14 protein-coding genes are annotated in these 12403 nt (G+C 68.0%); 11 read left to right on the top strand and 3 right to left on the bottom strand.

The genetic code is table 11. From position 1 onward, the window contains the following. The first annotated feature begins 10 nt into the window (after positions 1-10). The 5 genes from IEV99_RS15815 (at position 11) to IEV99_RS15795 (ending at position 4385) form a co-directional block, all read left to right on the top strand. On the top strand, positions 11-1978 hold the full coding sequence (locus tag IEV99_RS15815; RefSeq protein ID WP_188518711.1) for an acetyl/propionyl/methylcrotonyl-CoA carboxylase subunit alpha: 1968 nt from the start codon (positions 11-13) through the stop codon (positions 1976-1978). Positions 1979-2042: 64 nt separating this feature from the next. Further along, positions 2043-2480, top strand: coding sequence for a DUF1489 family protein (locus IEV99_RS15810; RefSeq protein ID WP_188518710.1), 438 nt, complete (start codon positions 2043-2045; stop codon positions 2478-2480). 95 nt (positions 2481-2575) lie between these two features. Continuing rightward, on the top strand, positions 2576-2857 hold the full coding sequence (locus tag IEV99_RS15805) for a hypothetical protein (protein ID WP_188518709.1): 282 nt from the start codon (positions 2576-2578) through the stop codon (positions 2855-2857). Positions 2858-2934: 77 nt separating this feature from the next. Beyond that, positions 2935-3663, top strand: coding sequence for a vWA domain-containing protein (locus IEV99_RS15800; protein ID WP_188518708.1), 729 nt, complete (start codon positions 2935-2937; stop codon positions 3661-3663). Between the two features lie 5 nt (positions 3664-3668). Beyond that, positions 3669-4385, top strand: coding sequence for a DnaJ domain-containing protein (locus IEV99_RS15795; protein WP_188518707.1), 717 nt, complete (start codon positions 3669-3671; stop codon positions 4383-4385). 166 nt (positions 4386-4551) lie between these two features. Here the strand turns inward: IEV99_RS15795 and IEV99_RS15790 are convergent, their stop codons facing one another. Then, positions 4552-6225 carry a serine hydrolase gene (locus IEV99_RS15790; RefSeq protein WP_371875795.1) on the bottom strand — a complete coding sequence of 558 codons (1674 nt, stop codon included), beginning with the start codon at positions 6223-6225 and terminating at the stop codon, positions 4552-4554. 284 nt (positions 6226-6509) lie between these two features. Between IEV99_RS15790 and IEV99_RS15785 the strand changes: the two genes are divergently transcribed. The 6 genes from IEV99_RS15785 to IEV99_RS15760 all read left to right on the top strand — a co-directional run bounded on the left by IEV99_RS15785 (position 6510) and on the right by IEV99_RS15760 (position 11539). Further along, positions 6510-6848: a phasin family protein gene (locus tag IEV99_RS15785; RefSeq protein WP_188518706.1), complete on the top strand. Its 339-nt coding sequence runs from the start codon at positions 6510-6512 to the stop codon at positions 6846-6848. 267 nt (positions 6849-7115) lie between these two features. Then, positions 7116-7559, top strand: coding sequence for an ATP-dependent Clp protease adapter ClpS (gene clpS / locus IEV99_RS15780; protein WP_244643892.1), 444 nt, complete (start codon positions 7116-7118; stop codon positions 7557-7559). Positions 7560-7573: 14 nt separating this feature from the next. Then, positions 7574-10069 carry an ATP-dependent Clp protease ATP-binding subunit ClpA gene (gene clpA, locus IEV99_RS15775; RefSeq protein WP_188518705.1) on the top strand — a complete coding sequence of 832 codons (2496 nt, stop codon included), beginning with the start codon at positions 7574-7576 and terminating at the stop codon, positions 10067-10069. Positions 10070-10228: 159 nt separating this feature from the next. Beyond that, on the top strand, positions 10229-10420 hold the full coding sequence (locus tag IEV99_RS15770) for a hypothetical protein (protein WP_188518704.1): 192 nt from the start codon (positions 10229-10231) through the stop codon (positions 10418-10420). 16 nt (positions 10421-10436) lie between these two features. Next, positions 10437-11183, top strand: coding sequence for an AzlC family ABC transporter permease (locus IEV99_RS15765; RefSeq protein WP_188518703.1), 747 nt, complete (start codon positions 10437-10439; stop codon positions 11181-11183). Continuing rightward, entirely contained in the window at positions 11180-11539 is a 360-nt protein-coding gene (locus tag IEV99_RS15760; protein ID WP_188518702.1) for an AzlD domain-containing protein, read from the top strand. The genes IEV99_RS15765 and IEV99_RS15760 overlap by 4 nt, the downstream gene beginning before the upstream one ends. On the opposite strand, the gene IEV99_RS15755 is transcribed toward IEV99_RS15760, so the two are convergent. Beyond that, positions 11536-11967, bottom strand: a complete 432-nt coding sequence (locus tag IEV99_RS15755) for an HIT family protein (RefSeq protein WP_188518701.1) — start codon at positions 11965-11967, stop codon at positions 11536-11538. The two genes, IEV99_RS15760 and IEV99_RS15755, sit on opposite strands and share 4 nt — an antisense overlap. 81 nt (positions 11968-12048) lie before the next feature. Further along, positions 12049-12339, bottom strand: coding sequence for a hypothetical protein (locus IEV99_RS15750; protein WP_188518700.1), 291 nt, complete (start codon positions 12337-12339; stop codon positions 12049-12051). Positions 12340-12403: the final 64 nt, after the last annotated feature.

Genomic DNA, 12403 nt, shown 5'->3' with positions numbered 1-12403 from the left:
GGAAAAGACCATGTTCACCTCCGTCCTGATCGCCAATCGTGGCGAGATCGCTTGCCGGATCATCCGCACCGCCAAGCGGCTCGGCTTGCGCACCATCGCGGTGCATTCGGAGGCGGACGCCGATGCGCTGTTCGTCCACGACGCGGACGAGGCCTATCTGATCGGGCCCGCGGCGGCGCGGGAGAGCTACCTGGTCGGTTCGCGGATCCTTGACGTGGCGCGAGACGCTGGCGCCGACTGCATTCACCCGGGCTACGGCTTCCTGTCCGAGAACGCCGAGTTTGCGGAGGCCTGCGGCAAGGCCGGGGTGGCGTTCATCGGCCCGCCTGCGTCCGCGATCCGCGCCATGGGGCTGAAAGACGCCGCCAAGTCGCTTGTGGAGCGCGCCCATGTGCCGGTGGTGCCGGGCTATCATGGGCCCAAGCAGGACCCGTCCTTTCTGCGCGAGAGAGCGGCGAATATCGGGTTTCCGGTGCTGATCAAGGCGGTGGCGGGCGGCGGCGGCAAAGGCATGCGCCGGGTCGACCGGCTGCTCGACTTCGAGGAGGCGCTGCAAAGCGCCCAGCGCGAGGCCGCCAATGCGTTCGGCGATCCGCGCGTGCTGGTGGAGCGCTATGTGCGCTCGCCGCGCCATATCGAGATCCAGGTCTTCGCCGACCGGCACGGCAATGTCGTCCACCTGTTCGAACGCGACTGCTCGCTGCAGCGCCGCCACCAGAAGGTGATTGAGGAGGCGCCCGCGCCCGGCATGCCCGAGGAGGTGCGCGCCGCCATGGGCAAGGCCGCCGTGGAAGCCGCGCGGGCGGTGGGCTATGTGGGCGCCGGCACGGTGGAGTTCATCGCGGACGGCTCCAACGGGCTGCGGCCGGACGGCTTCTTCTTCATGGAGATGAACACCCGCCTGCAGGTTGAGCATCCGGTCACGGAGGCGATCACAGGGCTCGATCTCGTGGAGCTGCAGTTCCGCGTCGCGGCCGGCGAGAAGCTGCCCTTTGCCCAGGACGACTTGCAGATCCAGGGTCACGCCGTGGAGGCGCGGGTCTACGCGGAGGACCCCGAGAAGGGATTCCTGCCGTCCACGGGCCGGCTCTGGGCGCTGCGCTTCCCGCAGGCCGACCGGCTGCGGGTGGACACGGGCGTCGTCGAGGGCGACAGCGTGACGCCATTCTATGATCCGATGATCGCCAAGGTGATCGCGCATGGCGACACCCGCGAGGAGGCTCTCGATTGCCTCGCGGCGGCGCTGGGCGACACCGTGGTGGCGGGGCCGCGCTCCAACGTAGCCTTCCTGAAGGCGCTGTGCGAAGCGCCGGAGTTTCGCGCCGGTCGGTTCGACACCGGCTTCATCGACCGCAACCTCGAGGCGCTTGGCGCAACGCCTCAAGGTTTTCCCGCAGCTGCGGCAGCCGCCGGCGCATTGGCGCTCGTGGCCCGTCAGACAGAGCGCGGCCTGGAGGCCGCCGCCGTGGCGCGCCGCGGCGGGCCGTCGCCCTGGGACGTGGCGGATGGCTTCCAGTTGTCGGGCGAGCGCCGCACCGGGCTGCCGCTGATCGTGGAAGGCGAGCGCCACGACGGCGTCCTGAGCTGGGACGAGGACGGCGCCAGCGTCGATATCCCCGGCCATCCCGTGCCGGTCGGCGAGCACGCTCTCGCGATCGTCGAGACGGACGACGGGCTGATCGTGCTGGATCGTGGGCGGCAGACCTCCGTCCGGCTCCACGACGCGCTAGCGCATGCGGGCGACGATGACGATGCCGGCGGCGTCGTGAAGGCGCCGATGCACGGCAAGGTGGTGGCGATCTTCGTCACCGAAGGAGAGGCGGTCGAAAAGGGCCAGCGGCTCGCCATCGTCGAGGCCATGAAGATGGAGCACGCGCTCGTGGCGCCACGCGCCGGCACCGTGGTGGAGATCGCCGCAGAGGCCGGCCAGCAGGTGCCTGAAGGCGCGAAGCTCATCGTGGTGGTTGGCGAGGAGTGAGGTTGTCCACAACGCGCCGCAACGCCGCGTTGGCGGGCGGCGCGAGCCGCGCTACCACAGCGGCATGGCACTGCACCTTCTCAAGCTCTGCGTCGGCTGCGACTCGATCGCTGATCTCGAAGGCTGGATCGAGGAGAACGCCGCCCTGTCGCGCCGCCTCCACCGGCCGCACGAGCAGAAGCACACCACCCGCATGGTCCCCAAGCGGGTCGCCGAGATCCTGGACGGCGGCTCGTTGTTCTGGGTGATCAAGGGCCAGATTGCCTGCCGGCAGCCGCTGCAGGACATCCGGCCGTTCAAGGACGCGGACGGAATCGGGCGCTGCCACCTCGTTCTCGAGCCCGTGGTGACGCCGGTTGACCCGCGTCCCTGCCGCCCGTTCCAAGGCTGGCGCTATCTGGAGCCCAAGTCGGCGCCGCGCGACCTCGGCTCCTTCGGGGCGGACCTCATGACCTTGCCGGAGACGCTGCGGCGGGAACTCGCCGAGCTGGGGCTGCTGTGACACCGAGCGCCGCCTCCATGGCCGAGCCCAGGGTTGCGTCACAGAATCTCCTCAGTTGCCGTGCTCCCTCTCCCCGACGCATCGGGGGGCGCTACATGCGATTGTTCGTGGTCATGGCTGGAGCTGTAGGCGGGCTCGCGACCTGTGGGGTCGCGGCCGCCATGGATCGCTCCTGCGCGGTGACCGAGGTCGCGCCGGGTGTGAAGATGCGGTCCGGCTCCTGTTCCAACGTGTTCGACAAGCGACCGCAGCCCTACCAGGAAGTTGAGCCCGCGCCTGCGCCGCTCATGACCGGCCGCCCCGCCACGCTGCGCTTCGGCAACACCGAGGTGCGCATGGGCGGGCACGCCCGCTTCGAGATGCAAAAGGGCCATTAGGTCGCCATCAGGTCTCGGGTAGTCCCCGTTGCATTCCGGTCCCGGCCCGCCAATCTAAAGAGCGGCAGGGAATCGGCATGAACTCAGGCGGTAACAAGGGTGGGGTGACACGTTCGGGCGGGAGCGCGATCGCGTCGTCGCCCTCGCGCGACATCGACAGCTTCCTGCAGGACGCCCGCTCGCTCGCGCCGCGCCGCGACGGCAAGCGCGGCCGGCTGGTGTTCGCGCTCGACGCCACCATGAGCCGGCAGCCAACCTGGGATCTCGCCTGCGCGTTGCAGGGCGGCATGTTCGACGAGGCGGCGCGCGTTGGCGGGCTTGACGTGCAGCTCGTCTATTTTCGCGGCTTCTCGGAATGTCGCGCCTCCCGTTTCGTCGCCGATCCGCGCAGCCTGACCGGGCTGATGCGGTCCATCAATTGCCGCGGCGGCCATACCCAGATCGGTCGAGTGCTGGAGCATGTGCGCGGGGAGACGCGGGAGGCGGCCGTCCACGCGCTTGTCTATGTGGGCGACGCCATGGAGGAACGCCTGGACGACCTCTGCGCGGTCGCGGGCGAGATCGGCCTGCTGGGCGTCAAGGCTTTCATGTTTCACGAGGGGAGCGACCCCGCCGCGGCTCGCGCCTTCCAGGACATCGCCCGGCTGACCGGCGGCGCCTATGCGCGCTTTGACGCGTCGGCTCCGACCGAGCTCGCTGCGCTGCTGCGCGCAGCCGCCGCTTATGCGGCCGGGGGCAGGGTGGCGCTGGAGGATCTGGCGAAGCGCGAAGCGGGCGCGCAGCGCCTGCTTGGGCAGATGAGGTAACCGGCGTGGCACTCCTGATCGGCGGCGCCGTCCTGTTCATCCTCTGGTATGTCGGCCACAACTACGCCACCGCCAGCCCGCAAGCGCTCGCCAAGATCTTCCGCAAGGCCGGCGGCGTGGCCTGCCTCGGGCTCGCGGCGTTCGTACTGATGCGCGGGCAGATTGAAGTCGCGATGGTGATCGCGGGCGGCGGCGCCTGGCTGCTCGGCCTCAAGGGCTTCGCGCTCCCCGCATGGGCGCAACGCACCCAGCCGACGCCGGGCGGGCAGTCGCGCGTCAGGTCGGCGCTGCTCGAGATGGAACTCGACCATGACACCGGGGCGCTGAACGGCCGGGTGCTGGCGGGCCCGCTGGAAGGGCGCCGCCTCGACGAGCTGGACGAGACGCAGCTCGCCGAATTGGCGCAACTGTGCCTGGCCGGGGATCCGGATGGATCACGGCTCCTCGATGCGTATCTTGACCGCCGGTTTCCCGGACGGCGTCAGGCAACGCAGGACGACGCGGACGCGCGGCCGGGCGGCGATGGAGGCCGTCGCGCGGGCATGCCGTCCGAGCAAGAGGCCTACGAGATCCTTGGCCTTCAGCCGGGCGCCGGGGAGGCGGACATCCGCCGCGCGCACCGAGACCTGATGAAGAAACTGCATCCCGACCAGGGGGGCTCGACGTATCTCGCCACCAGGGTAAATCAGGCCAAGGACGTTTTGTTGAACCGGCATCGCTGATACTCCACGCGCGTTCCGGTGGTTTCGGCTGTCTTCCGTTCGAACCGGGCCAATACACGCCCGGGCTTTGCTCTCTGTTTCGATCGCGCCGCTTTGCGCGGCGTCTCTCGGCCTTTGGCCGCTTTAGATTCTCCAGAGGGCGGATCGCCGCCCCCAGTTCGGTGCGTCAGCCTTTCACCGCGAAGCACGAGAAGCCGCTGCGCTTGAGCTGCTTGCAGGCGGTCTGGGCGTCGTCTTCGTCAAAGCCCGAGAAGCGAGCCCGGTAGAGCGTCGAGCCGGCCTTCTGCACCTTCTCGGTGAAGGGCGACGCCTTTGACAGTGCACGATCGGCCGCCTTGGCGCGGGCCAGGATGTCCTTGGCCTTGTCCTCGTCGTCGGTGGCGCCGAGCTGGATGATCCAGCCGCCGGCAGCCGGGCGCGCGGCGGCTGTTTTCTCGACCCGGGTTTCCGCCTTCGGCTCGGGGCGGGCGTCGGCCTTTACGTCCAACCGGGGTTCAAGGCGGGCGAGCTTGGTCTCGGGTTCGGCGCGGGTGACGGGCGCAGCCCCGACTACCCAGCGCATGCCGCTGGACGGCGTGGTCGTGGAGGCCCCGATCGCGGATGCGACGACCGGCCTGGCGGCCGAGGCGTCGGCCATGCGGCGGGGCGCCGGAGTGGATTCGGTCAGGTGCACGACCGGAACGTCCGCGCTCGGCCTCATGCCGTCCGTCGAACGGGCGAGCGGCCGGGCGGGGGTGAGCGCCGCCGTGGTCATCGGAATGCTTTCGTCCGCGGAGGCGACCCGAACCTTCGGAGCTTCCTTGACGATCTCCTTTACGGCCGCAACGTCGATCTCGCGGCTTTCCTTGGCGTCGCGCGCGTCCTTGGCTTCGCGCGCCGCCATGGTCTCGCGGGCGGCTAGCGCCTCGCGCCGCGCCTCGGGGGTCGGCACGGCGGCCGCGACTTCGGTCGCCGGCGGCGCAGTGCGGACGCCCGCATAGGCGCGGTCGATGTTGTCGTCGAGCAGCGACACCATCTTGGCGTCGCGGGCGCCGGCCGAGCGGCCGCCCAGCACCACCGCCACCACGTGGCGGTTGTCGGTGCGCACGGAAGTCAGCAGGTTGAAGCCGGAAGCCCGGGTGTAGCCGGTCTTGATTCCGTCCATGCCCTCGACGCGGCCGAGGAGGTGGTTGTGGTTGCGGTGGTAGCCGCCCTTGTAGGCGAACACCGGCGTCGAAAAATAGCGGTAGTATTTCGGGAAACGGTCCTGCAGGGCGCGGCCGAGCGTGACGAGGTCGCGCGCGGTGGTGACCTGGCCGGGGTTGGGCAGGCCTGACGCGTTGCGGTACACGGTGCGGCTCATGCCGAGCTGGCGCGCCTTGCGGGTCATCATCTCGGCGAATTCGGATTCGGAGCCGGCGATGTTCTCCGCCACCGTGGCGGCCACGTCGTTGGCCGACTTGGTAACGAGCGCCTTGATGGCGTCCTCGACCTCGATGGTCGAACCGGGGCGCAGGCCGAGCTTGGAGGGGGCCTGGGCGGCCGCGTGGGCGCTGACCTTCAGCTCGGAGTCGAGCTGGTAGCGGCCCTTCTCGAGCTGCTCGAACAAAAGAAACAGCGTCATCACCTTGGTGACGGACGCCGGGTGACGCAGCGCGTCCTCGTTGACGGCGTGCAAGGTGCGGCCAGTCTTGGCGTCGACCACCATGTCGGCATAAGGCGGGCTGTAACCGCCCCCGCCGCCGTGATGCCGCCGCCGCGCCTCGGCCGGGGAGGCGATGACGGCGATAGCCGAAGCCGTCACGACGATCGACGCAAAGGCGCCGAACCGCTTCGCGAACAAACCCTGACGCATACCCATACCCACATCCCCTGTGACGGCTCCACGACACGAGCCGGACCGGGAATGCTGGGGCGAGGGGGCCCACTGTCGCATTCTCGGCACAGGGATGGACGCTACCGAGTTGGGGTTACGCGCTGGTTAAGAACGCAACCTGGGGGATAGACCAAGGGTGAATGGTGCACTGCAGCATAATCATTGACATTCGTTGTGCAATGCAGCTAAAACGGGGCCATCGGGTTTGGCGGCGTTGAGTGATGGCCAGCCCAGGGTCCCGCGCATCGGCGCAAACACAGGGGTGCACCATGGCTACTCAGTTCGATATGCAGAAGCTCGGCAAGGACAACGTCGACGTCGCTCTCAAGAGCTTCGGCGCGACCTCCAAGGGCGTGCAGGCGATCGCCGCCGAGACGGCTGAATTTTCCAAGAAGTCCTTCGAGAGCGTTTCGGCCGTCGCCGAGAAGCTGGTCGCCGTGAAGACCCTCGACAAGGCTTTCGAGATCCAGAGCGAGTACGTGAAGTCGGCCTACGAGGGCTTCGTCGCCTACGCGACCAAGGTCGGCGACCTCTACTCCAACCTCGCCAAGGAGACGGTGAAGCCGTACGAGGGCATGTTCGCCAAGGCGACCGCCACCGCCAAGTAAGTTTTCGCCCATCCACGCGATGGACGACGAAAGGCCCGGGGAAACCCGGGCCTTTTTTATTGGGGCCAGTTTCGCGCGCAGGGCTGGGCTGCGAAAGCGGCTGCGGCGATAGCGCCCTTTCGGTTGGCGCAAGTGTGGTCTGGCGAAGCGCTATCGGGAGGACTAGATTAACGGAACCGGCCGTGCGGTCCCGTGTTGGGCTGCGGTCGCCGCCCGCGGCAGCCGCCGGGGGCGAGCACGCCTTTCCGGAAAGACCGCCACCCTGCGATGGACCTCAAACTGATCCTTCCCGACATGGTTCTCCGCATCAAGCGCGCGCTGCTCAGGGGCAGGCACATCGCTTCGGGCCTCATCCGCACGGACCCGTTGCGGGCGGCCGAGCGACGGCGCGGAACGGGTCGGCCCGGCGACGGCGGGTCCGGCACCGCCGTGATCACGCAGACGCGGACGCGCACCAAACGTCCGAATTTGTACCGCGTCCTGCTGCTCAACGACGACTACACGCCGATGGAGTTCGTTGTTCTCGTGCTCCAGCGGTTCTTCAACAAGGATGCGGATGAAGCCACCCGCATCATGCTCCATGTCCACCAGAACGGCGTGGGGGAGTGTGGCGTTTTCACCTACGAGGTAGCGGAGACCAAAGTCACGCTCGTGATGGACTTCGCGCGAAAGCACCAGCATCCTCTGCAATGCGTGATGGAAAAGAAGTGAAAGGCTGAGGCCCGATGCCGTCCTTCTCTCGCAATCTCGAACAAGCGCTCCACCGGGCCCTGGCGCTGGCCAATGAGCGGCGCCACGAATACGCGACCCTCGAGCACCTTCTCCTGGCCCTGGTTGACGACCAGGACGCCGCCGCGGTGATGCGCGCCTGCAACGTCGACATCGAGGCTCTGCGCCGCAACCTCACCGAATATGTCGACGCCGAGCTCGGCAACCTGATCACCGACGGCAGCGACGACTCCAAGCCCACCGCGGGCTTTCAGCGCGTGATTCAGCGCGCCGTGATCCACGTCCAGTCTTCCGGCCGCGAGGAGGTGACCGGCGCGAACGTGCTCGTGGCGATCTTCGCCGAACGCGAGAGCCATGCCGCGTATTTCCTGCAGGAGCAGGACATGACGCGCTACGACGCCGTGAACTACATCTCGCACGGCATCGCCAAGCGCGCGGGCATGTCCGAGACCCGGTCCCCGCGGGGGGCCGAGGAGGAGCAGTCCGAGCGCTCCCCCGGCGGCGGAGAGGAGAGCGGCGCCGGCCCGAAAAAGAAGGGAGAGGCGCTGGAAGCCTACTGCGTCAACCTCAACAAGCGCGCCAAGGAAGGCCGCATCGATCCTCTGATCGGGCGCGAGTCCGAGGTGCAGCGCACCATCCAGGTGCTGTGCCGCCGCCAGAAGAACAACCCGCTGCTGGTGGGCGACCCCGGCGTCGGCAAAACCGCCATCGCGGAAGGCCTCGCCCGCAAGATCATCACCCACGAGGTGCCGGATGTGCTGGCGGACGCCACCGTGTTTGCGCTCGACATGGGCACGCTGCTCGCCGGCACCCGCTATCGCGGCGACTTCGAAGAGCGCCTCAAGCAGGTGATGAAGGAGATCGAGAACCACCCGAAGGCGATCCTGTTCATTGACGAGATTCACACGGTGATCGGCGCGGGCGCGACCTCGGGCGGCGCAATGGACGCCTCCAACCTGCTGAAGCCGGCGCTGGCGCAAGGCACCCTGCGCTGCATCGGCTCGACCACCTACAAGGAATACCGCCAGTACTTCGAAAAGGACCGCGCCCTGGTGCGCCGCTTCCAGAAGATCGACGTGAACGAGCCGTCGGTGCCGGATGCGATCGAGATCCTGAAGGGCCTCAAGCCCTACTACGAGGACTTCCACCACATCCGCTACACCAACGAGGCCATCAAGGCTGCGGTGGAGCTTTCGGCTCGCTACATCCACGATCGCAAGCTGCCCGACAAGGCGATCGACGTGCTCGACGAGACCGGCGCGTCGCAGATGCTGCTGCCGGAGGCCAAGCGCAAGAAGCAGATCGGCATCAAGGAGATTGAGGCGGCCATCGCCACCATGGCGCGGATCCCGCCCAAGACGGTCTCCAAGGACGACGCCGAGGTGCTGAAGGCGCTGGACGAGACGCTGAAGCGCGTCGTCTACGGCCAGGACGCCGCCATCACGGCGCTGACCTCCGCGATCAAGCTGTCGCGGGCCGGCCTGCGCGATCCCGAGAAGCCGATCGGCAACTACCTGTTCGCCGGCCCCACGGGCGTCGGCAAGACCGAGGTTGCGCGCCAGCTCGCCAAGAGCCTGGGCGTCGAGATCATCCGCTTCGACATGTCGGAATACATGGAGCGCCACACCGTGAGCCGCCTGATCGGCGCGCCACCCGGGTATGTGGGCTTCGACCAGGGCGGTTTGCTGACCGACGGCGTCGACCAGCATCCGCATTGCGTGCTGCTGCTGGACGAGATCGAGAAGGCCCATCCGGACCTGTTCAACATCCTCCTGCAGATCATGGACCACGGGAAGCTGACGGATCACAACGGCAAGTCGGTCGACTTCCGCAACGTGATCCTGATCATGACCACCAATGCGGGCGCGGCGGAGCTGGCCAAGCCGGTATTCGGCTTCACCCAGTCCAAGCGCGACAGCGGCGATAACGAGGCGATCAACCGTCTGTTCGCTCCGGAATTTCGCAACCGCCTCGATTCGATCATCTCGTTCGGCCAGCTGCCGAAGGAGGTCGTCTCCAAGGTGGTGGACAAGTTCGTGATGCAGCTAGAGGCGCAGCTCGCCGACCGCAACGTCACGATCGAGCTCACCGACGAGGCCCGCGAGTGGCTGGTGGAGCGCGGCTATGACGAGACCATGGGCGCACGCCCGATGGCCCGTCTGATCCAGACCACCATCAAGACACCGCTCGCCGACGAGGTGCTGTTCGGCCGCCTGAAGGACGGCGGCGCGGTTCGGGTCAGCGTGGTCGAGAAGGACGGCAAGAAGGAGCTCGGCTTCGACTTTCCGGCCGGACCGGTGACGCCCAAGCCTGAAAAGGACGTCGAGGAAGCCACCAAGGTGCGCGCCAAGCGGGCGTCCTCGCCGCGCAAGACCTCGCCCAAGCCCAAGGCCAAGAAGGACCCGGGTGGTTCGGACTCATCCGGCGGCGGCCCGACCGAGGGCGGCAAGCCCGTGCGCACGGTTCCCAAGGTGCCGCTGGTGCGCAGCTGAGTTGCTGACGCTTCCTGCTTCGCAGGGCTGAGACGCGCGTTTGGCGGTTTCGGCCCCGGGCGGCTTGCGGTAAGACGTTGATCCTGGATGGGCGGAACGTGCGCGTTTCGCCCATCCGCTTGTCGCGGGCGGATTGAGGCCCGGATCGGGAGATATCACGTGGCGTCCTGGTTCGAGAAACGGCGGCAGCGCAAGCGCAGGCGTGAGCGCATGGAAGAGCTGCTGGCCTGGATCGTCGTGCCGGCGCTCGCATTCGGGGTTTATTGGGGCTGGCTGCAGGTTCGCGACCAGATCAAGAACACGCCCTTGATGGCCATAATCTCCGGCAAGGACAAAGGCGCGCCGCAGTGAGGGGGCGCGTCCGGCCGTGACGCCTGACGATCAGCCGGACGGCGACGACCTGCAGACCCCCGCTTCGACCTGGGTCTACCGTGGCGCACGTGACGCGCTGGCGCTGCCCGCGTGGGTTGTCGCCTTGTCGCTTGTCGGCGTCGGCGGGCTGGCCCAGTCGGTCGGCCACCCCGTCTGGGCCGCAATGATGTCCACGCTGGTGATTTGGGCCGGTCCCGCGCAGGTGATCTTCTATGGCGGCATCGCGGCCGGCATGACGCCGCTGGCGGTTGCAGCGGCGGTCGGCTTCTCGTCCGTGCGCTTCTTCCCGATGACGGTCGCCATCCTGCCGCTGCTGCGGCGCCCGGGGCAGGGCTTCTGGGCGCAATGCGCCGCCGCCCATTTCGTCGCCGTGACGGTCTGGACCGAGAACCTGCGCCGCCTGCCGGGCAAACCCCCGCCGGCGCGGCTGCCCTACTACTACGGCTTCGCGGCCGCCTGCATCCTGCTCAGCACACTGTCGACCGGGGCCGGCTACTTCCTGGTGGGCGCGCTGCCGACGCCGCTCGCGGCAGGCATTCTGTTCGTCAGCCCGATCTACTTCACGCTCTCGATCAGCGCCGGCGCGCGGGTCCCGGCGGATTGGCTCGCGATCGCGCTCGGCTTCGCGTTGGAGCCGCCAATGCGCGCGCTGCTGGGCGACGGGTTCGACCTTCTCGGCGTGGGGCTTGTCGGCGGCACCGCCGCGTTCCTGTTCGGCCAGATGCTGGAGGGGCGGCGATGACGCTGGACCTCGCTTTCGTGCATGGGCCACTCTGGCCCTACATCATGATCATCCTGTGCGGGCTGCTGCCCACCGAGGTCTGGCGCATCCTGGGCGTCGCGGCGGCGCGTGGCGTGCCGGAGGGCTCGCTGTTCCTGGTGTGGGTGCGGGCGGTCTCAACCGCGCTGCTGGCGGCCGTGGTGGCCAAGCTGCTGCTGTCGCCCAGCGGAGCGCTGGCGCTGGTCCCCTGGTGGGGCCGCACCGGCGCGATCGTGATCGGCTTCGCGTGCTTTTTCGCGTTCCGCCGGTCGTTTTTCGCCGGGATTGTCATCGGCGAGGCCGCCCTGATCGCGGCCGCGACCTGGTGGGGCGGCTAGGCGAGCGCCGCCCGGATCCTGTCCGCATGCGCCTTCAGCGCCTCTGGCTTCTCCATCTGGCCCGTGTGCGGCCGCAGCGGCACGCCGTCCCAGCGGGGCAGCACGTGGAAATGGATGTGGAACACCACCTGTCCGCCCGCGCTCTCGTTGAACTGCTGGATGGTGAGGCCGTCGGCCGCCATGCCGCTCTTCACGGCCCGGGCGACTTTCTGCACGCTCACCATCAGACGGGAAAGGTCCTCGGGCCGGATGTCGAGCATGTTGCGGGCTGGCGCCTTTGGGACTACCAGCACGTGCCCGTCCGAGCGGGGCATGATATCCATGAAGGCGAACGTCGCCTCGTCCTCGTAGACCTTCTCGCACGGCAACTCGCCGCGCAGGATCCGGGCGAAGATGTTGTTTGGGTCATAGGACTGGTCGGCCGTCATGGCGTGTTCCCGCGGGCTGGCGCGGCGCCGGTCGCCGCCGGCCCGGTGTCGCTTCCGGACCGGCCGGCGTCAAGCCGGGGCTCAGTCGTCGAAGAAGTTTCGATTGCTGGGATCGTAGCAGGTGTAGACCGGGCAGGCGCCGTTGCGGGTCGGCACAAACTCGCGCTTCACGGATTGGCCGGGCAGGCACGCGGCTGCGCTCGAAACATAGCGATCGTAGGTGTAGCCGCCCGTGCCGAGCACCACGCCGCCATACTGGGCCAGCAGATTCTGCACCTGCCCGCAGCTCATGCCGGGAGTCTGGGGCCGCATCTGCGCCATCGCGGGCGAACCGGAGCTGATCAAGACGAGGATCAAGCCAAGGCGCTTCATTGCTGCTCTCCGTTCAACATCGCCCAACCAACCATCAATGTGCCGCTGGTTTGTTCGTTCCCGA

The sequence above is a fragment of the Alsobacter metallidurans genome (genome assembly GCF_014636935.1).
GTDB lineage: Bacteria > Pseudomonadota > Alphaproteobacteria > Rhizobiales > Beijerinckiaceae > Alsobacter > Alsobacter metallidurans.
This window is presented reverse-complemented; position numbering and strand designations above follow the sequence as displayed.